General features: G+C 38.8%; 15 protein-coding genes and 1 other RNA gene. 8 read left to right on the plus strand and 8 right to left on the minus strand.

The window, feature by feature from the left end:
- The 5 genes from BGO88_RS14570 to BGO88_RS14590 all read right to left on the minus strand — a co-directional run.
- On the minus strand, nucleotides 1-4,473 hold a 4,473-nt coding region (locus tag BGO88_RS14570), incomplete at its 3' end, for a choice-of-anchor J domain-containing protein (protein WP_286707356.1).
- Between the two features lie 160 nt (nucleotides 4,474-4,633).
- Nucleotides 4,634-5,788 carry a tetratricopeptide repeat protein gene (locus tag BGO88_RS14575; protein WP_286707357.1) on the minus strand — a complete coding sequence of 385 codons (1,155 nt, stop codon included), beginning with the start codon at nucleotides 5,786-5,788 and terminating at the stop codon, nucleotides 4,634-4,636.
- Nucleotides 5,778-7,334: a helix-turn-helix domain-containing protein gene (locus BGO88_RS14580; RefSeq protein WP_286707358.1), complete on the minus strand. Its 1,557-nt coding sequence runs from the start codon at nucleotides 7,332-7,334 to the stop codon at nucleotides 5,778-5,780. Before BGO88_RS14580 ends, BGO88_RS14575 begins: the two co-directional genes overlap by 11 nt.
- A 190-nt stretch (nucleotides 7,335-7,524) precedes the next feature.
- The gene (locus BGO88_RS14585) at nucleotides 7,525-8,700 is read right to left on the minus strand and encodes a GlmU family protein (protein WP_056068497.1); all 1,176 of its coding nucleotides are present in this window, start codon (nucleotides 8,698-8,700) and stop codon (nucleotides 7,525-7,527) included.
- A gap of 407 nt (nucleotides 8,701-9,107) precedes the next feature.
- A complete protein-coding gene (locus tag BGO88_RS14590) occupies nucleotides 9,108-9,359 on the minus strand; it encodes a type B 50S ribosomal protein L31 (RefSeq protein ID WP_056069064.1) in 252 nt (83 codons plus the stop codon).
- Nucleotides 9,360-9,602: 243 nt separating this feature from the next.
- Here BGO88_RS14590 and BGO88_RS14595 point away from each other — a divergent pair, with 243 nt between their 5' ends.
- From BGO88_RS14595 to BGO88_RS14615, 5 genes are read left to right on the plus strand one after another with little or no spacing between them, the layout of a single operon-like run.
- Entirely contained in the window at nucleotides 9,603-10,145 is a 543-nt protein-coding gene (locus BGO88_RS14595) for a DUF4199 domain-containing protein (RefSeq protein ID WP_101472725.1), read from the plus strand.
- A gap of 3 nt (nucleotides 10,146-10,148) precedes the next feature.
- Nucleotides 10,149-11,105, plus strand: coding sequence for a glycosyltransferase family 2 protein (locus tag BGO88_RS14600; RefSeq protein ID WP_056068502.1), 957 nt, complete (start codon nucleotides 10,149-10,151; stop codon nucleotides 11,103-11,105).
- A 32-nt stretch (nucleotides 11,106-11,137) separates the two neighbouring features.
- Nucleotides 11,138-12,865: a phospho-sugar mutase gene (locus BGO88_RS14605; protein ID WP_286707359.1), complete on the plus strand. Its 1,728-nt coding sequence runs from the start codon at nucleotides 11,138-11,140 to the stop codon at nucleotides 12,863-12,865.
- A 20-nt stretch (nucleotides 12,866-12,885) separates the two neighbouring features.
- On the plus strand, nucleotides 12,886-14,712 hold the full coding sequence (locus BGO88_RS14610; RefSeq protein WP_056068505.1) for an ABC transporter ATP-binding protein: 1,827 nt from the start codon (nucleotides 12,886-12,888) through the stop codon (nucleotides 14,710-14,712).
- Nucleotides 14,713-14,722: 10 nt separating this feature from the next.
- Nucleotides 14,723-15,424: a hypothetical protein gene (locus BGO88_RS14615; RefSeq protein WP_273237787.1), complete on the plus strand. Its 702-nt coding sequence runs from the start codon at nucleotides 14,723-14,725 to the stop codon at nucleotides 15,422-15,424.
- 31 nt (nucleotides 15,425-15,455) lie between these two features.
- On the opposite strand, the gene BGO88_RS14620 is transcribed toward BGO88_RS14615, so the two are convergent.
- Genes BGO88_RS14620 through BGO88_RS14630 form a run of 3 tightly spaced genes read right to left on the minus strand, consistent with a single transcriptional unit; the run spans nucleotide 15,456 to nucleotide 20,415 of the window.
- A complete protein-coding gene (locus BGO88_RS14620) occupies nucleotides 15,456-16,190 on the minus strand; it encodes a hypothetical protein (protein ID WP_056068509.1) in 735 nt (244 codons plus the stop codon).
- A gap of 53 nt (nucleotides 16,191-16,243) precedes the next feature.
- Nucleotides 16,244-18,706: a TonB-dependent receptor gene (locus tag BGO88_RS14625; RefSeq protein WP_286707360.1), complete on the minus strand. Its 2,463-nt coding sequence runs from the start codon at nucleotides 18,704-18,706 to the stop codon at nucleotides 16,244-16,246.
- Nucleotides 18,707-18,717: 11 nt separating this feature from the next.
- The gene (locus BGO88_RS14630; RefSeq protein WP_101472730.1) at nucleotides 18,718-20,415 is read right to left on the minus strand and encodes a M23 family metallopeptidase; all 1,698 of its coding nucleotides are present in this window, start codon (nucleotides 20,413-20,415) and stop codon (nucleotides 18,718-18,720) included.
- Between the two features lie 187 nt (nucleotides 20,416-20,602).
- Here BGO88_RS14630 and BGO88_RS14635 point away from each other — a divergent pair, with 187 nt between their 5' ends.
- From BGO88_RS14635 to ssrS, 3 genes are all read left to right on the plus strand, one after another.
- Nucleotides 20,603-20,893 (plus strand): coiled-coil domain-containing protein, encoded by a 291-nt coding sequence (locus BGO88_RS14635; protein WP_056068515.1) that lies wholly within the window; start codon nucleotides 20,603-20,605, stop codon nucleotides 20,891-20,893.
- 5 nt (nucleotides 20,894-20,898) lie between these two features.
- Nucleotides 20,899-21,192, plus strand: a complete 294-nt coding sequence (locus tag BGO88_RS14640; RefSeq protein WP_056068517.1) for a cell division protein ZapA — start codon at nucleotides 20,899-20,901, stop codon at nucleotides 21,190-21,192.
- A 60-nt stretch (nucleotides 21,193-21,252) separates the two neighbouring features.
- A non-coding RNA gene (gene ssrS / locus BGO88_RS14645) (6S RNA) lies at nucleotides 21,253-21,358 on the plus strand.
- Nucleotides 21,359-21,404 lie beyond the last annotated feature (46 nt).

The raw sequence follows: 21,404 nt of genomic DNA on the forward strand, positions 1-21,404 counted from the left end.
TACAAGTGTTCCGGATTGCGGCAGTGTATTGTTATCCATTGGCTGTACGGCTACTTCCCATTGGGTTTCGCTGCCACCTGCCGTCCAGGAAAGTACTCCCGTAGAGTTTACCGTTAAGTTGGTTGGTTGCGGACAGGTAACGGTACCGCATGTTGCAACTCCCGTATAAATTCTTGAGTCAGAAAGTCCAATACCTCCTATCCATACCTCATTTCCTGAATCATCCTTGATCTGTACACGAGCAGTAGTAAACTGCCATTCGTTACCCGCATTATTTACTAATGAAAATTCTACTCCCGTACATAAGAATACTGTAAAATCAACCGGAGGAGGAACCTGACCGGCAGGTCCGGATGGAAAGACCATACTTTGGACTATAACTCCGTTCTGTACCAGATTTATTCCACCACCAACTCCTGATGAAGTACCGCCACTTAGAGTAATGGTATATTCACAAAGGTTTTCAAAGCTGCATCTTGTAGTGAATTCAAATGGCCCTACCCATTCGCCGTCCTGTGAGGCACTACATACTGCCCTTACGTAGTATTCGTATCGTATGGCAGGCGTAAGGCCTGTTACTGTATATGGGTTCGTTGTCGTATTGTGCAGGTATTGTGCATCGCCATCTCCAACAGGAGCAGGCAGTTCTGCCGGCTGTACATAAACGTCCCATGAAGTTTCTGTTCCGTTTGCGTCCCATGAAATTTTGGCTGATGTATCAATAATATCACTTACAGCAAGATTATTAGGAACAGGGCATGTTGGTATGTCTTCTATGACTACCTTATCTATCACTAATAATTGTCCTCTATAACCCCATGCATTAGGAGTTTTTTGTGGGATATGCCAAGCAATATTGATATCTCCTGTAACACCTGCCGGAAGGTTGATTACTTTTTCCTTCCATTCCGAATTGTTCAAAGGCGGTACACTTTCATAACTGACATCATATAATATAGTTGTGAACTGACTAAGTTCATTTCCGTTTGTAGACAATTTTACTGTAAGATCTTCCTTGAAATCTTCGCCCCAAAGCACCCTGTAATAGTAACGCAGGCGCTGGCCTGGCCTTACGGTTATGGTTGGTGAAATCAACCAGTCATCATTATTTCCGTTAGAACCTGTAAATATCATTGCCGCATGCTCCCCTTCGTATGGGTTTAGCGTGTTGTGCAGGTTCCATGCAAAAGTATCGGCATTGCCGTTCACTACCCGCCAGCATTCTTCTGATACTGATCCCGGGTTAAATGTTTCCACAAACGGTGTCGCATAGGCATTACATAGTGTGGTAAATGTAAAAGGTCCAACCCACTCACTCTGTTCCGAAGTACTGCAATAGGCCCTTACATAATATTCGTATTGTGTGTTTGGTTGTAACGTCGTCCCTGTGGCATAAGCCGTATTGGTGCTTGTCAGCTGTCCGTTTCCGGTAGGGATTCCCGAGCCGGGATTCTGTACTACGACCTGCCACTGGGTTTCCAGATAGCCTTTAGTCCAGGACAATACGGCCGAAGTTTGCGTGATATTAGCCGCTTTGAGTTCGGATGGCGCCGGACAGGCCGGTGCATCTTCAACCTTTACGTCATCAATATGCAAAACGGACGTACCTCCGGCTGTCGAAAAGGATGGCGGTACCCTAAAGGCAATATAAACCGGTCCGTTGGCATTGATATAAAGTGATTTCTCAATAAAATCTGTATTGGTAAAATTCATCAGCGGCATGATGACACTGAAGCTTGCCGGATTCCTATCTGTAGTAGACATCAGGACTTCTACACCAAACCTAGGATTTGGGAACATAGGTCCCAAAGCTGCCCTGTATTTGAATTTTAAAGTTTTTGTCCCTACTACATTGATAGCAGGCGAAATAAGCCAGTCATTGTATGATGCTGTAGGAAAAGGAAAAGTCCTGCCCTGAATTGCAGCAACTGTTGGGTCCAAACGCCATGTAGTCCCATCAGTATTCGCATCGGTAATGGTCCAGCACGATCTGTGATTGTTCACATCTGCAGTATCGAAATTTTCAAGGAAAGGTATGTCAAAAACACCACAAACCGTTGTAAAATAGAATGGTCCTACCCAATTGCTCTGCTGTGTGGACGAGCAGTAGGCTCTTACATAATATTCGTATTGGGTAGCATGGGTTAGCTGGTCTGCTGTATATTGAGGCGTATTGACAAGCACTCCGCTTCCTGTTGGGATACCTGTATCCTTGCGCTGTACTACAACCTGCCATTGCGATTCCGTATCTCCTGCAGTCCATGACAATTGGGCTTGCGAGGTAGTAACATTGTTCGCCGCAAGTCCTAGCGGGTCAGGACATGCCGGTTTGTCTTCAATAAACACATCGTCAATTGAGATTCTGGTTGCAGTATGCCCTGAGCCGGGAACGACAACCCATGCAATATTTACATTGCCTGTTATGTTCGCCGGAATATTGATTATTTTCTCTTGCCAGGCCGTATTCGTAATTGGCGTGTCCGGAAGCAGTACTGTCGTAAAGTTATCTGCTCCTACACCTGTAGTCGAAATTTTAATTCCATAACTGGCAACTCCACTGGTCACCTGATGCTTGTATCGTAGTCGTTTCTGAGTTCCGTTGAAATTAATCTGGGGAGAAACAAACATATCATTATTATTATTTTGGAAGGTATTTGTCTGCATAGTAGCATAACCTGACAAATAAGACCATCTTTGTCCATCTCTGTTCACATCAATAGCTGTCCAGCATGGTTCTGAAACTGTTGCCGATGTTCCATTAAATGCTGTAGAGTAAGGCGTATTAAAAACGGCACATTGTGTCGTAAATCGATACGGTATTCCCCATTCTCCTGTTGTAGCTCCACATACAGATCGAACATACAGGTCATACGATTGACCGGCTGCCAATCCTGTATTGATTAAATTATCAATATTGGTATTGGTAATTGTTCCGGGACCTGTTGGAACACCCGCTCCCGCAGGCTGTACCACATATTCCCATGAGCTTGCCAAATTGGCCACATTATCCCAGGAAAATGTAACACTATTCTGAAGTAGGTTTTTATAGGTGAATACACCCGGTGCCCCACAGCTTGAAAAACTCAATTCAAAATTAAAGCAGATACTTGTTGATGCTGCTAATGTTGACGAAATGACAATTATATAGGTATGACCTGCCTGAACATATAAATTAGTTATGTATTTCGGCACACTTGTAGCTGTTGTATTTAATCCTGCAAGGCAACTCACCCCTACAGTACTACAATTGTCATAAACAAATACGCCAGTAATTGCATTACCAAAACATCCGGAACCCGGTGAAGACGGGAGCGTCATCTGTTTGATATTCAGCAATCCGTTTTGTGTAGGCGTATAAGAGAAAAAGGCTTTGGCTCCATTAAGAAAATTACCCGTAACCCCGGCTGGGAGACACCCCGAACCCTGAGTCGTATAGCTCGTCGGGTTGTCTGCAAAAAGGTTAAGGTTGCTCGACAGAACATAAGGTGTCGTAGTCACCGGAATTACGATTGGAGAAGCGCATGACAATCCCGTTTTTTTTGTCCTGAAAGGAAAGGGTCCTGCCCATTCGCTCGCCGTATCGGCGTCACATACCGTTTTGATATATACGTCATAAGCGGTATCCGCATCAAGTGAACCCGCTGCATAAGAATTCTGTACGCTGATGCCGGTAGCTGCCGGTGCTGTTCCTTGCGTTACAACCTGAATCTGAAAATCAAATGCCGTTGGGTGCGTCCAGGATAGGTTGGCACCACTTGACGTGATATTGTTTGCTGAAAAATTAGTCTGACTTACTTTCTGGCAGGATTCCATAACCCTGATGTTGTCCAGAAACCAGGCATCTCCGCTTGGCGACGCACCGGCTTGGGTGTTGATGACCACAAACGCGATATGGACATTCAGTCCAACTGGAATGTTTGAAGGGATAGGGACTATCTTTTCTTCATAGGCCGTCTGTGAACCCACATTAAGGTCTGCTTCTGTCCAGGACTTTAATATTACGGTATATCCTGCCGGGTCTGTCTGTCCTGCTGTAGACATCCTGATTTGGTAGATGGCCCCGTTATTGGCACTGGTTGCCTGTTTTGAATAAAAGCGGATTTCCCCATTCTGAGGAATCGGGACTATAGGCGTTGCCAGAAAATACTGTGCGGTATTTCCGGGACCAATGTTTTCTGCACCTGGATTCAGAAAGGCCGCACCGGTTCCTCTGTAACTGTCAGGAGAAATTCCCCAGTTCAGGGTTCCAACATTATTTCTAAAGGATGCCCATGTAGCGGGAATACCGCTTTCAAATGTTTCCAAAGCCATTTGCGCATGGGCGCTGATGGAAATGAAAAGCAAAAACAAGGGGATGACAATTCTTTTCCTGACACATTTATGTATCAGTCTGTCATGAATTGTTGAGAATCGATAAAAACAGGTCAGTAAGAGCCTGCCCATTATCGAAGCAAATGGTAATTCTTTTCTCATAAAGTCATACATTTTTCAGTTAGTGTTTCGTCATAAAAATAGAAACTACTACTAACCTTTTTTAAAGTATGCCTTTACTATTTACTGAAATTTGAAAATCTAAATATTATGTTAAAATATTAAAAATCAAACCATTACCTCTTAAATAAAACAAAAAAAATCAATTGGATTTTTCTCTGTTATTTTGGATATTTTCAATAATATCATTTAATTTTAATATATTTTTTTCACTTTTCTTAATTAATACATAGAAAAATATAACAACCACAATTATTAAGATTAAAGTTGTTAGGATGTAATAATTGTATTTAGAAATTTCCGTTTTAAGATTTTTATTTTGAGTTTTATAGCCCTCATTAATCAGATTATTGATTGATTTTCTTTCGGACTCTTTTACCTTCAATTGAGTTTCCAAAAAGCGGGCATGAAATTTTTCATAATTGCTCCAATCATTCACTGCCAGGTAATTTTCTAAAAGACCATTATAAATACCTCGGTTTAAAACAAGATCGCCCACACTATTTGAAACAGCCAATGCTTCTTCAAGTTCTTTTATGGCGTCACGATATCTTCCTTCTAACGTATAAACTTCTGCCAAACCTTTTTGGGCAAATGCCTGAAGACTGCTGGCATGGATTCCTTTCGTAATTTCGATGGCTTCAAAAAAACTTTTCTTTGCCGATTCATAATCCGATAAAAGAATATAGCAATTGCCTTTATTATAAAGTGCAATACTTATATTGGTCTTTACCATGGTATTATCTACTCTGGCGAGTTCTGCTATTCCTTTGTTAAAAAAATTGATTGCTATATCGCAGTTTAATTTTTCCTTATAGATGAATCCCCTCACTATATGATTCCTTCCCAAATGATACATCACAGAGTCTTTTACAGGATAGGCCATACAGAGTTTTTCTGCCTCATTAAGGTATTGTATGGCTTCATCATATATTTTCATCTGCTGGTATTGGATTCCCATTTTATTGGCAATCTTAATCTTCAGAATCGGGTCATCTATATGGTTGGAGAGCTTATTGGCCATGATGACATATTCCAGCGATTTTTGGTAGTCCCTTTTTACTGAATAAGCATCAGCAACAAGCATAAGTCCCCTAATTTTAATCTGGGCATCATCCTTAGCGTTGGCAATAATATACTTACCTGCTTCTATTGCTTTTTCAGGCTTTTCATAAATTTCCATACCGCTGGCCCTGATAATGCTATCCGCCTTCTTCATGGATTGCGCAAAAGAGGCATTGCCGAAGAGCATGACAAAACCTAAAAAAGCTGAGAAAAAATAGCGATTATACTGCATGGCTGTTCACTTTTTCTTGTTTAAGGGCTTCCGTTTCTTCTTTCAGCAGGTCAATAAATGTACCCGGCGCAATTCCTGTTATCGATTTGAAAACCGTAGCAAAGCTGCTATGGGAGGAAAAACCGCTCTTTTCAGCCAGATAGCTGATTTTATAGTGCATATAATTCGGGTCTTCTTTCAATTTCCCTATAATAAAGGTAATACGCAGTTTGTTGATATAGGTATTAAAATTATCCTGATAATGCTTGTTTATTATTTCGGACAGGTATTTCGTATTGGTATCAAATTGCCCTGCCAAGACTGCCAGCGACATTTCTTTATTGGTAAATCGGGTTGAGTTTTCAAAACGTTTCAATTTGGCAAGTATCACCTGTTCTGTTTCTGCCGGAATTGCTATTTTTTTATGGGTTTCCCGTTTTTCAGGTTGCAACCTTACAGGATTATTGGTTCTTATTTCCAGATAGCTGATAATTTCTTTCAAACGTTTTTTCTTCAGGTAATTTTTCAGCCAAAGCAAAAAACCCGCAATCAACACGAAAAACAATACCCCAACAGCCACATAAAAATAATCGGCATAACGCGTTTTTGCTTTCTGGAAATCGGCCTCCTGTTCCTGGCTGATTAAATTATACGCTGAATTTACCGCATCCTGCTCTGATTCTTCAACCGTGTCATAGGCCTTAAGAAACTTATTATCAAATAATTGGTAGTTTTTCTTGTCATTCAAGGCAAGATAATTGATTCCCAACTGCTTGTTGATTACTTTTAAAAGTGCTTCATTTTTAAGTCGGGTCGCCATTTTCATAGATACCAGTAAAGTATCAATGGCCCTGGTATGTTGCTTTTCATGAAAATAGACGGCACTTAACTCATTTAAAAGTGCTATTTCATTGAGAAAATCAAAATTTTTCTGGTTTTTGGTGAGTTTTTGCGCCTTTGCCAAATAATAATTTGCAGAGTCAATTTTTGCAAGACCAACTAATGCTCTGGCTTTGGTAATATAAAATTCTTGACGGAGCAAGGCATTTTTGCTAAAAGCAGGTTCATATTTTTTATCTGCTTTTTGTAATAGCTCAAAAGCCTTTTGGTAATTCTGCCTGTCCAGATACATGCCCGAATTACCCATTAAAATTTTGGCTTCAAAGAAGTTCTGGTCTTCTTTCGATTTGAGTTCCGAAATTTTGGCGGCCGCATCTTCAAGGCATCTTTTTGACTGATTGTCCAAATATATAGCCCTGAAAAGCTGTGATTTGAGAAGCAGAATTTTTATTTTTTCTTCCTCTTTGGCACCATCGGCAAACTTTCCAGCCTCAAAAACATTAATAACAGAATTATTGTAATCGCCTTTTGCCCAATAACTTTCTGCCAGCAACAGGTAAAATTTTGTTTTCTGAGTATCTGACGGATTATTCTTTAGCAAATATTGGCCGATTTTTACCGCTTCATCAGGATTTGAACGTACAAGTTCATAGGCCTTGACCAGCAGTGACTCGTTGGGAGTTGCAGATTGCCCATAAGCAGGGCTTTTCAATAAGCAAACTGCCATGAGAATTAACCAACATATATAATGGCGACAGGGTTTCATTTTTTTGGTAATTCTAAATTATGGTTTTCCGTAAAAAACTGTTTTTACAAATATATCCCCTTTTCTTGTATTTTAAGAAATATACCTACAGAATAATACATTTCCCGTGAAATTAATATAAAAAAACCGCCAGAGTGTCTGGCGGTTTTCTTTAATCTTTTCTCCATTTTTTAGTTTCCTCAAAAACATGTTCCAATATGCGGGCCTCCTTTTCGTCAAATTCGACATTTCTTCTGGACATGACTATCCTGGCAGTTTCAAAAGCCTTTTTGGTAACATAGGTTGTAAATCCTGCGGCACCGCCCCATGAAAAACTTGGTACAAAATTACGAGGGAATCCGCTTCCGAAAATATTCGTACTAACTCCAACTACTGTTCCGGTATTAAACATAGTATTGATACCACATTTGCTATGGTCTCCCATCATCAAACCGCAAAATTGCAGGCCGGTTTTAGCAAAACTTTCGGTTTCATAGCTCCACAATTTCACTTCTTCATAATTATTTTTCAGGTTTGAATTATTACTGTCAGCTCCAATATTACACCATTCACCCAAAACGGAATTTCCTAAAAACCCGTCGTGTCCTTTATTGGAATAGGCGAAAAGTACAGAATTACTAACCTCTCCTCCTACTCTTGAAAAAGGACCAACTGTTGTAGCACCATATATTTTAGCCGCAAGTTTCACCTGTGCTCCTTCACAAAGTGCAAAAGGTCCCCTGATTACGGAACCTTCCATAATTTCAGAATTTTTCCCAATATAAATAGGACCTGTTGAAGCATTCAGGGTTACGAATTCCAGCTTAGCGCCTTCTTCGATAAAAATATTTTCGGGAGCAATGACATTGACACTTTTAGGAATTGGTTGTGAAACCCTGTCTTCTGTCAAAAGCTCAAAATCTTCACGGAGGGCTGCATCATTTTTTTGAAAAATATCCCATGTATGTTCAATTGTAATGCAATCGTCGTTGTATTCCAGAATTTCATAGTTTTCGAAATCGACTTCTTCCTGGCTTTCTTCAGAGAAAAAAGCAATTACTTCTTCTCCTTTGAAAATAGCCTGATTTTGCTCCAGTGACTTCACCATTTCAGCCAATACTTCATTAGGTAAAAAAGAAGCATTAATCATAATATTTTCAGGCATTTCTACCATGGGAAATTTTTCCATAAGGTATTCTTCTGTCAGGCTCGTGGTTGTATAACCCAGATATTTTTCCCACTTTTCGCGGATAGTAAGAATCCCCACACGAATATCTGCCACTGGTCTGGTAAATGTAAAAGGTAATAAGGCATTCCGGACGGTTCCGTCAAAAAGTATATAGTTCATCTTGTTTAGTTTATAATTGATAGTTGATAGTTGATAGTTTTGGATTGTGGATTTATAATTTTAGATTTATGATTTATGATTTTAGATTTAGGCTTTGGACTTTGGGCTTTGGACTTTAGACTTTAGATTTATGATTTTGACCTAGAAATTCAAAAACCTTAGCACCTCAGAACCTCAGAACCTCAGAACCTTAGAACCTTAGAACCTTAGAACCTTAGAACCTTAGAACCTTAGAACCTTAGAACCTTAGAACCTTAGAACCTAGAACCTTAGAACCTTAGAACCTTAGAACCTTAGAACCTTAAACATCCCAAAGTTACAAAGTAAAAGTATAAAAAGAATACCTTCCAAATAAAAAAGCCCTCCAAAATCTGGAAGGCTTTTCTGTTATCTTGAACCTGCAAAAATTATTTTGCGTGTTTAGCGTATTTCGTTTTGAATTTGTCGATACGTCCTGCAGTATCAATCAATTTAGACTTACCTGTGTAGAAAGGGTGAGATGTTCTTGAAATCTCCATTTTTACAACCGGATATTCAACTCCTTCGTGAATGATTGTTTCTTTTGTTTCTGCTGTAGATTTAGTAATGAAAACATCGTCATTTGACATGTCTTTGAAAGCAACTAATCTGTAATTCTCTGGGTGAATTCCTTTTTTCATCTTATTTGATTTTTTATTGAATTGGCTATAAGCTGTTCTGAAGCTTTTCGTTTTGAAAAGGTATAAACCTCTTATAACTTTTTAATTTTTAAACTTTTATTGTTTTGAGTCTGCAAATTTACAATTATTTTTTAATCTGCAAATCTTTATTGCTCTTTTTTTTCCGGCATTCCACATTGATTTTTATCCCACTGTAATTACGGATTTCTTATATTTGTAGATTAATTCTTAAAAACAGATAAAATGAGCGAAATTACATCTCCTGCCAAGTCAGCAGTTCAATATGGAGTATTTTTTGGAGTAATTATGGTTTTAGAATTTGTCATCCTGTACATAATCGGGATAGATACTATAACAAATCCAGCGGTCGGGATTGTAATCAACCTGCTTAATTTTTTCGTATTGCCAATTCTGTTCATTACTCTTGCCTGCAATAATTTCAAGAAAAACATAAACAACGGAGTTATTTCTTTTAGCCAATGTCTAAAAGCCGGAGTAACAACTGCTTTCATTGCAGCATTAATTTATGCCATTTTTACGGTTATCTTTAATCTTATTTTTCCGGAATTCACACAGGAAATGCTGGAAAAGACAAGAACAATGATGACAGAAACAAATCCAAACATGTCACAAGAACAGCTGGATATGGCTTTATCATGGTCAGAAAAATTCTCAAGCCCATTTATAGTGGTTCCTTTTACATTGGCCTTTTATTCTTTTGTAGGGTTTATATATTCACTAATTATTGGTGCCATTTTAAAAAACGATAGACCGCAAGGTTATTAATAAATGAATCTATCCATTATTATACCTCTTCTCAACGAAGAAGAGTCCTTAAAAGAATTACAGCAGTGGATTGAAAAAGTCATGACTGCCAATAATTTTTCCTATGAAGTCATATTCATAGATGATGGCAGTACTGATAATTCCTGGTCAATTATTGAAGGGCTGTCACAACAAAATCCAAACATAAAGGGAATCCGTTTTTTGAGAAATTACGGAAAATCTCAGGCATTGCATGCTGGCTTTGCCAAAGCTCAGGGCGATGTTATCATAACTATGGATGCCGATTTGCAAGACAGTCCGGATGAAATTCCGGAATTGTACTCCATGATTGTTAACCAGAAATACGACCTGGTTTCGGGCTGGAAGAAAAAACGCTTTGACTCAGTCGTATCTAAAAACCTACCGTCAAAATTATTCAATTGGGCCGCACGGAAAACTTCCGGAGTTCAGCTAAACGATTTTAATTGCGGGTTAAAGGCCTACAAAAATGTAGTTGTCAAAAACATAGAGGTCTCCGGCGAAATGCACCGCTATATCCCGGTATTGGCGAAAAACGCCGGGTTTGCGAAAATTGGAGAGAAAATCGTAGTACACCAGGCCCGAAAATATGGCTCTACAAAATTTGGAATGGAGCGGTTCATTAACGGTTTCCTGGATTTGATTACTATCTGGTTTCTTTCCCGATTTGGAAAAAGACCAATGCACCTGTTTGGCGCCTGGGGCGTCCTGATGTTTATCATCGGGTTCTTATCTGCCGGCTACATCGGATTCATGAAGCTTTACAGATTATATGACAAACAGACCACCATATTAGTTACAGACAACCCGTGGTTTTATATCGCCCTGACGACCATGATTATAGGAACCCAGTTGTTCCTTGCCGGTTTTTTGGGAGAAATCATCCTCAGAACTAAAAATAACGAAGAACGATATAAAGTTTCAAAAGAAATAAATCTTTAAATTTAAAGTTCAATTTAAATTTTAAATCCGAAATGCACATCGAACAAAATATATTAGACAAAGTAAATGTTTGGCTATCGCCAATTTTTGACGAAAAGACACATAAGGAAATTACCGAAATGATGACTTCTTCCCCAAAAGAACTGGAAGAAAGTTTCTATAAGAATCTCGAATTCGGAACCGGAGGCATGAGAGGAATTATGGGTGTGGGAACCAACCGCATCAACAAATACACGCTTGGAAAAAACACTCAGGGAATTTCGGATTACATGAAAAAAGTATTCCCTAATGAACAGCTGAAAGTAGCCATTGCTTACGATTGCCGTCACAACAGCGACACGCTTGCAAAAGTTGTAGCCGATGTTTTTTCTGCTAACGGAATCAAAGTATACCTGTTTTCAGAATTACGCCCTACGCCTGAATTGTCTTTCGCTGTAAAACACCTGAAATGCCATGCCGGTATTGTTCTTACGGCTTCTCATAACCCGCCTGAATACAACGGCTACAAAGTATACTGGCAGGACGGTGGCCAATTGGTTCCGCCTCAGGATGCTGAAATCATACAGGTTATTGAAGACCTGGGTTATGACCAGATTAATTTCCAGGCTAACGAAAAACTGATTGAATATGTCGATAAAAAAATTGACGAAGCTTTTATCCATTCAACCATTGAAAATGCCAGTTTCAATACGCCTGCCGAAGCTAAAAAGAATCTGAATGTTGTCTATACTTCATTACACGGGACTTCCATAAAATTGATTCCTGAAGTTTTATCAAAAGCAGGCTATACCAATGTCAATATTGTTCCGGAACAGGCCGTTCCAGACGGAAACTTTCCTACCGTAAAGTCTCCAAACCCGGAAGAACCGGAAGCATTGACAATGGCTTTGGCTTTGGCTGACAAGCTGAATGCTGATATTGTTGTAGGAACCGACCCTGATTCTGACCGCCTTGGTGTTGCTGTTCGTGACAATGATGGCAAAATGGTTCTTTTGAACGGAAACCAGACTATGGTACTGATGACCGCCTATCTGTTACAACAATGGGAAAAGGCAGGTAAGATTACCGGAAAAGAATTTATTGGCTCTACTATTGTTTCTACTCCAATGATGCTGGAACTGGCATCTGCCTATAATGTAGAATGCAAAGTAGGATTAACCGGATTCAAATGGATAGCCAAAATGATTAAGGACTTCCCGAACCAGAAATTTATTGGTGGCGGTGAAGAAAGCTTCGGATTTATGGTGGGCGATGCCGTTCGTGATAAAGATGCTGTTGCAGCCACATTATTGGTTTGCGAAATTGCAGCACAGGCAAAAGCCAATGGAAGTTCACTTTATAAAGAATTACTAAACCTTTATGTAGACTTCGGGTTTTATAAAGAATACCTGATTTCCATCACCAAAAAAGGAATTGAAGGTGCGGCAGAAATCCAGACTATGATGTTTGAATTACGACAAAATCCTTTAAAAGAAATCAACGGACAAAGAGTGCTGATGGTTGAAGATTACCAGAATTCAACCGCTTTAAATTTATTTACGGGCGAAACCGAAGAATTAAAAGTCCCGAAATCAAACGTTTTGATTTATTATCTGGAAGACGGAACAAAAATATGTGCCAGACCAAGCGGTACGGAGCCTAAAATAAAATTCTATTTCAGCGTAAACGAGCCTTTGGATGCTGTTGAACACGCCAAAGAAGTCGAAAAAAATCTTGACCAAAAAATAAAAAATATTGTTGCTGAAATGCAATTGCAATAATTTCAAGCAAATCCAATTCGATGAGCAATTTTAAAAAAATAATTCCCTTTGTCCTGCCCTATAAAAAATATGCCTATCTGAACATATTTTTTAATATTCTATACGCCCTTTTCAGCACACTGTCATTTATCTCACTGATTCCGATGATGCAGGTGCTTTTTGACCAGACAAAGAGAAATACAACCAAGCCGGAATTTGAAAGCATTTTCAAAATAACCGACTACCTTGAAAGCTACATGAGCTATAAAATCACGACATTGACAGATAATCATGGCGTGCAGACTACGCTTGCTTTTATGGTAGCAATTATCATCTCCATATTCCTGCTGAAAAACCTGTTTGATTATCTGGCCATGTTTTTCATCACTTTCCTCAGAAACGGGATTTTAAAGGACATCAGGAATGCCATGTATAAAAAAACACTTGAACTGCCACTTTCTTTTTTCTCCGAAAAACGTAAAGGTGACGTAATTTCAAGAATTTCGGGCGATGTTTATGAAGTACAGACTTCTTTCCTATCCATATTGGAACTCATCGTTAAAGAACCTCTTACGATAGTTTTTACGATTGTGGCCATGTTCACAATAAGCACCAAGCTTACAATATTCGTATTTGTTTTCATCCCTATTTCAGGCTATATCATTTCAATTATTGGTAAACAGCTAAAGAAAAAATCTACCCGTGCACAGGAAGAACAAGGCGTGTTTCTTTCTACGGTAGAAGAAACATTAGGAGGATTAAAAGTCGTGAAAGGCTATAATGCAGAGAAATACTTTAATAATGTTTTTCAGAAATCAACTTCCCGATTTTTTAATCTGTCCAACAATATAGGTAACAGGCAAAACCTGGCATCTCCTGTAAGTGAATTTATGGGGATTACAGTAATTGCCGTTTTGTTATGGTATGGCGGAAACATGGTGCTTATTGACAAAACATTAGAAGGCGCAGCTTTTATTGCTTATATGGGATTGGCATACAACATCCTTACACCTGCAAAAGCCATTTCTAAAGCTTCCTACAGCATCAAACGAGGAAACGCGGCAGCCGAACGTGTTATGGAAATCCTGGAACAGGAAAATACAATTACGGACATCCCGAATGCTGTAGAAAAAGAATCCTTTGAAGAACATATCGATATAAAAAATATCAACTTCAGGTATGAAGAAGAAAACGTTCTGAAAAACTTTTCTTTAGAGGTACAAAAAGGGCAAACCGTAGCTTTGGTCGGGCAATCCGGCAGCGGAAAAAGTACGATTGCCAATCTTCTGACACGTTTCTATGATGTTCAGGAAGGTGAAATAAAAATTGACGACACCAACATCAAAGATTTAAAATTAAATTCTTTAAGAGGCCTGATGGGCTTAGTGACTCAGGACAGCATCTTATTTAACGATACTATAAAAAACAACATCCTGTTAGGCAAACAGGACGCTACTGATGAAGAAATCATCACCGCCCTGAAAATTGCCAACGCCTACGAATTCGTAAAAGACCTGCCAAACGGCATCAATACAAACGTGGGAGACAGCGGTAACAAATTGTCTGGCGGACAAAAACAACGATTGAGCATAGCACGTGCTGTCCTGAAAAATCCGCCAATCATGATTCTGGACGAAGCAACTTCTGCTTTGGATACGGAAAGCGAAAGACTGGTTCAGGTAGCCCTGGAAAATATGATGCAGAACAGGACATCGATTGTTATTGCCCATAGATTGTCAACCATCCAAAAAGCAGACAAAATTGTGGTAATGCAAAAAGGTGAAATCGTAGAACAGGGAAACCACGACGAACTGCTTGCCAGAAACGGAGTGTATAAAAAACTCGTAATGATGCAATCATTCGAATAAAAAGCCAAACATGTATCAGAACAATCCAAATATCAGTCTCCCGGAAAATCTCGACACCGTAGTCTGGAAATATTTGGATTTGTCAAAATTCCTCGACCTTCTTTTATCGAGAAAGCTCTTCATGTCACGGTCGGATAAATTTGAAGACCAGTATGAAGGTACATTCAGCGAACCAACTTTTGAAGAAATCCGGAAGATTTCAGAGAACAATCCGGAGTTTTTGGATGCCTACAAAACACAGCGAAAGAATGTGGTCATTAGCAGCTGGCATATCAATGAATACGAGTCTTTCGCCATGTGGCAGATTTTCACCCAAAACAGTGAAGGACTTGCAATACAATCTACTATTCGAAGAATACAGGAATCTTTGCATTTAGAGAAACAATATGTTCAGCATATTGGGGAAGTCAATTACATTGATTACAAAAAAGAATACATTCCTTTTAACGATGACTTCTTCCCTTTTCTCTTCAAGCGAAAAAGTTTCCAATACGAAAGAGAAGTTCGGATTATTTCCAATCTTTCTTCCCACAACCTGACTATAAATGAAGGTGTAAAGATTGATGTAGACATCAATAAAATGATTGAAAAGATATACATTCACCCGAAATCCGAAAACTGGTACAAAAATCTCGTCATCCAATTGGTAGGCCAGCTTGGCTTTGATTTTACTATCGAAAAATCCGATTTGGAAAGCGACATATTAATCTAAAAAAAATCCCCGGACAATGCCGGGGATTTTTTTAGGCTCCGTTTCCGTTTCCTATCGGGTCGTATTTTTCCGTTTTCCAGTCCGGAGAAAGCAGCTCTACATAATAGTAATGCACTGCATCGTTCTTATCAAAGGCTCCGTTCTTATTAATATCTTCTATTGTTCTGTAATAAAGCCTGTTCTGGGCTTCAACTATATTCCAATCAATCAGTTCCTGGTAATCTTCAGAAAGTTTCTGGAAATGCTTGCCGTTAATTTCGCTGATGTAAAGACATTTGATATCGTTTGCATCTAATTTTCCATCCTTATTCGTATCCATATCGACTAACGAATATACCAGAATTTGTTTTTTGGTTTTATCAGAAATCGTGTTCAGGAAAGTCACGGTCTGCATCTGTATTTTTTTATCCGTTAGCGGTTTCAGCGCTGTAGAATCGATATGCTGGAATTTCAGGTTTTCAAAATATCCCGTAAGCTCAAACCTATTGTAATTGGAAATGGCATAGCTCACTGAATTGGTCTTGCTTGAACCATACGTCCTTGAGTTCCCGTCATACACTCGCACATCGCCAATAGCATGAATAAGGTATTTTGTGCCCTCCATGTGAATTGGAAGGTCGGCAATTTTTATTTGCGAAGAATCCGGCTTGGTCACCACTTTTTCCGGCTTTGAGTCATAAATTACCTTTGGAGTTTCCTCCTTTTCTTTACAACTGGCCAAACAGGCCACTGCCGCTACGAGTATATAGGTTTGAAATTTTCTCATTTCATCAGCTTAAAAGTCATTCAAATATAAAGATAAAACTTCAGAATTTCAATTTATAATCTTGCAGTAAGCTTAACATTGAAAACCCTCGTTGTCATATAGTTCGGAATTCCGTACTGAACCTTAGTATAAACATCTCTCACCCAGGTATTTGTTATCGCGTTTTGGTTATTAAACATGTTGAATATTTCAAAACCAAGCGACAAATCCTTAAAGCGTTTCAACCAGTGCCCGTCAGGTCTTAATTCATTTTTTTCTGTGAAAACATAAGAAAATCCTACGTCTGCCCTGCGGTAATCACGAAGGCGGCTCTGGTATACATACGGGTCAGCATACGAAGGTGAACCACCCGGCAGACCTGTGTTGTACACCAAATTCAGATATAACTTGAGGTTAGGAATATTTTTTACATAATCCTGGAACAGTATACCAAACTTCAATCTCTGGTCTGTTGGCCTGGCAATATAACCCCGGTTGTTGATGTTTTCTTCCGTTTTCATATATCCAAAGCTGAACCAGGATTCTGTGCCCGGAACAAACTCTCCATTCAATCGGGCATCAAAACCGGCTGCATAGGCTTTGGCATCATTATTTGCACTATAACGAATCCTTACGTTATCAAGCGTATAGGTATTTACATCCGACATTGATTTATAATAGGCCTCCGTAACCAATTTAAACGGTCGTTGCCACATCTGAAAGCTATAGTCGTTGCTCAATACAACATGGATGGACTGCTGTGCCTTAACGTCCGGATTTACTTTTCCGTCAGCACCACGAAGTTCTCTGTAAAATGGCGGCTGGTGATACAACCCTCCGGAAAGACGGAACACCATATCACTATCCCAATCCGGCTTGATGGCAAACTGACCTCTAGGACTGAAAGTTGTTTGGTTTTTTCCATCCAGATTATCACCAGACACTTGCCAGTTATGGGCTCTTACCCCAAAATTATACCATACATCATGGCTTCCGATAAGGCTCTTTTTGCTCCATTGTACATATCCGGAAAGCCTGTCTATTTTTGTAAAGTTCAATGCCCTTACGTTTTGATATGGAACCAATGGACCTGTATACGGAGTATAAGGCTGGTCACGGATTGGCAGGTCAATAACCGGCGGATTTAATGAAAATCCTGCCGAGTCAATCACTTCCCATTCTACTATTCTGTCACGAATGTCTTCACGGGTATATTTGAAACCCCACTCTATTTTATTTTCTTTGATATTGTGAAATCCTTTTACTTCTGCATTCACAATCAGGGCATCCAGGTCATTTCTGGCATGGTTTAACTGCGAACCTATTTCCTGCGTATATACGATATTTCCAAGACTTCCGGAACCAATGTTGGTATCCAGTTCACCAAAGCTGTAATCAGCCTTAATATCAAAATATTCCTGCTCCTGTGTCAGATAGGCCGATGCGATAAATTTCAACGTAAAATCTTCGCTTGCCTTGTAGGTTGTTTTTAAAGCCCCGAAATAGGTTTCATACCTATCCTTTTCCTGTCCTTCATAAAAAACCAGCAATGCTTTCGGGTCATCAATCGTTCCGAAATTGGTCTGTCTGGTCAGAGGTTCATAGTTATAACGGTTCTGCGAGATATTTCCAAGAAAACTCCATTCCCATTTGTTATTTGGGTTGAATGTGACATTGGTTTGTATATCGGCAAAAGTAGGCCTGAAATTCGTTTCTGTTTCCTGGCTGTTTACCAAAAGGCTGTTGTCTCTGTATCGCACTCCGGTAATGGCAGCCCATTTTTGGTTTTTAGATGCCGTTTCCACCATTAAACTTCCACCCAATAAACTTGCTTCAAGAGAAGCTCCAAAACTTTTTGGTCTTCTGTAGGTAATATCCAATACAGAAGATAATTTATCTCCATACTTGGCCTGAAATCCTCCGGCAGAAAAGTCAACATTCTGAATCATGTCGGTATTCGTAAAACTCAAACCTTCCTGCTGACCTGACCGTATCAAAAACGGACGGTACACTTCCACTTCATTTACATACACCAGGTTTTCATCATAGTTACCTCCTCTTACGTTGTAGCCACTACTCAAATCGCTGTTGTTGTTTACTCCGGGAAGTGTTTTCAAAAGGTTTTCCACACCTGCGTTGGCACCGGGAATTAATTTGATGTCTCTTGGAGAAATATTGGTAATTCCTTCAATTCTTTTTCGGTTATCATAGATTTCAACAACACCAATCATTTCGATTTTTTTGCTCAATACCGGATTGAATTCAAAATCTTCATTAGGCTTCAGCTCAATATCCAAAGAGGCACTTTTGTTTGAAAGGTGGGAGAAAATAATTGTAATTTTTTGATTGGCCGGGACGGTCAGAATATAAAATCCATTTTTATTAGAAGTAGCAGATGTATTCTTATAGCTGATATCCGCATCCTCAATCGGTTGGTTGTTTTCATCTAAAATAACACCCTTAATTCTGGCAGTTTGTGCAAATGCGGCGACGCTTATAAAGAAAAAAAGAACTGCAGCTAAATTTTTTGTTTTCAAATTATACTTTTTTATTGTTGTTGACTTCTAAAAAAATGCGACTCAAAGGTAGCAGAATTTCCCATATTATCAGACACAACTATTTTTAAATCATTTCTTCCTTCGTCAGAAATATTGTCTTCAAAATTATAGGAAAGTTTTCTGGTTTTGTAATCGTATTCCAACAGAATCCATTTTCCGTTCAGATATCCGTTATATTCTGCTATACCGGACATATTATCCGAAATATAGATTTCTAAAAATGGCTGCTTACTAATCCATTTTCCTTCAACAAAATTAGGATTGCTGATTTTGGGAGCAATCGTGTCCTTTGCTAAAACGAATTGCCCTAAATCTTTAGTATATGTTGTAAAAACATTTCCTTTTCTTGTGGTTTTATTAAACCCGAGTCGTTTGCCCTGTTTTGACGCTATAAACATCTTTGACTTATCAGCTTCGGATGAAACCTTATCCTCAAACGTAATGGTCATATTGTTATGTACCGGAACGGTTTCGTTGTGAAGATATAGTATGGAATCTTTTACATCAAAATCAATATAAAAATCTTCATAGAAAGTACCGGCAGGAATAAAAACCGTTACATTATCCTTAGTATAGCTATTGTCTTTTCTTGACTTTAAAAGAAACCCGGAACGTTTTTCTTCTTTAGCTACTTTTACCGGCAATGCAGAATATTCAATCGGGATATTGATGACGCTTTTGTTTTTATTAAAATCTGAAACTTCCACCTGAAAATTCTGATACAGGTTTGGAACAACATCAATCATCCCATAGGTATTGTTAGAAGTAATAATACTTAAAAGATAAGGTTCTACCATAAAGAGCTTCTGTACGCGCTGTCCGGTTCTCTTGTATCTTGGATAATCAATCAGCGCGTTAATGTAACGACCTTCGTCAAAAGCAAAAGTATCAAACTGATAGCCGAAGAAAGGTTTTCCATTGCACAAACCTTCCACTTTAAATACGCCATTTTTGTTATAGCTGTTATCAAAAAGGTCATAAGTATTGACACCAAATCCTATTTTTCCTTTAGCCATAAGCTTCTCGGCAATATAACTTCCGTCTTTTTGTTGGGAAAGGTTGAGTTCGATAGGTTTTTGTATCTGGTTAACACTGGAACTGTCGCCAATAGGATAAACGACCAGACTGTTGATAACCGGCGGTTTTGTATCTTTTATCTGTATATCAAATCCAAAAAGCATCGGATTGATTATTTTTTCGGTTTTGGAATCCCGAAATTCAAAATGCAGGTGTGGCCCACCAGAGCCACCAGAATTTCCGGATAACGCAATTATATCACCTTTTTTCACCACAAGCTCATTTTCTGCAGGAAACATTTCTACTTCAAACGATTTTTGTTCATACTGCTTCTTTTTGATATAGGCTTCAATTACAGGAGACGCTTTTTGAAGATGCCCGTAAACTGTGGTGTAGCCATTAGGATGTGTGATATATATTGCTTTCCCATAGCCCCAGGTAGAGATTTTAATACGCGATACGTACCCGTCTGCCGCCGCATACACATTCAATCCTTCTTTTTGCTGTGTTTTAAAATCAAGACCCGTATGAAAGTGATTTCCTCTTAATTCTCCAAAAGTCCCGGATAAATAAAGCGGTATGTCCAAAGGCGAACGGAAATAATCTTTTGGATAGTCATTCTGGCCAAAAACCGAAATTGTAAACAGTAAAAATAACAGGCTAAATCGCATAGTAAAGGTTTTTGCTAATATAAAAAAAAGACTAATTAAACCGGGAAGAAAAACCGAAAATTATAACTCCCTACTTCACAAATTATTACATGAAAAGCTACAGTAAAAAAGAGAATTTAAGGAAAAATATTGCAATATTTAATTAGGAATAGTAACTTTGTAAATTATGTAATGAATATTGACCCCGATGAGTGAAATTGCGCAAATCATTGATACTCTTGAAAGCAGGCTTGAAAAACTTATCGCAAAAATTGAGGGTTTGGAAAAAACATCGCGTGAATTGCAGCAGGAATTGGATAGAGCCGCAGTCGTGATGCAGAAGCAATCGAAAGAGATTGAGACATTAAAAACGCAGCAGGAGACGCTCAGAATGGCGAATTCATTACTAGGCAGTGAAGAAAATAAAAGAGATACAAAGCTTAAGATAAATTCATTAATCCGTGAAATTGATTACTGTATAGCACAGCTTTCTGATTAATAATTATGGACGAAAAGCTTAAAATTAAAATATCAATCGCAGACAGGGTCTATCCTTTAACAGTAGACATGTCACAGGAAGAAGGACTGCGAAGCGCTTCTAAAAAGATTGATATGATGATAAAGCAATTCGAAGAAAATTATGCTGTTCGTGACAAACAGGATGTTTTGGCCATGTGTGCCCTGCAATTCGCATCACAATTGGAGCAAAAACAAATTGATTCTTCAGCAGACAATGTTGAGGCCAATGAAAGACTGAAAAAGATTAATGACCTGCTAGCAAGTTATCTCGACAAATAATAAAAAGACGTTCTTTAACATAGACTAAAAATACTGCCTACATTAGTTCATATTTGATAAACTCAACACTAACAAATTAGAATGAGCAAATCGTCGCTACTAAAGCAAGCTGCCCCGAGCAGATCCTTGAACAGCGAGTTAGCTCAAAACTTGTCTTAACGAGTTTATACAAGCAACCTAATGTAGGCTTTTTTTATATATAAACATTCAAC

Origin of the sequence: Flavobacterium sp. 38-13 (assembly GCF_001899155.1) — a bacterium.
In the GTDB taxonomy this organism is placed as follows: Bacteria; Bacteroidota; Bacteroidia; order Flavobacteriales; family Flavobacteriaceae; genus Flavobacterium; species Flavobacterium lindanitolerans.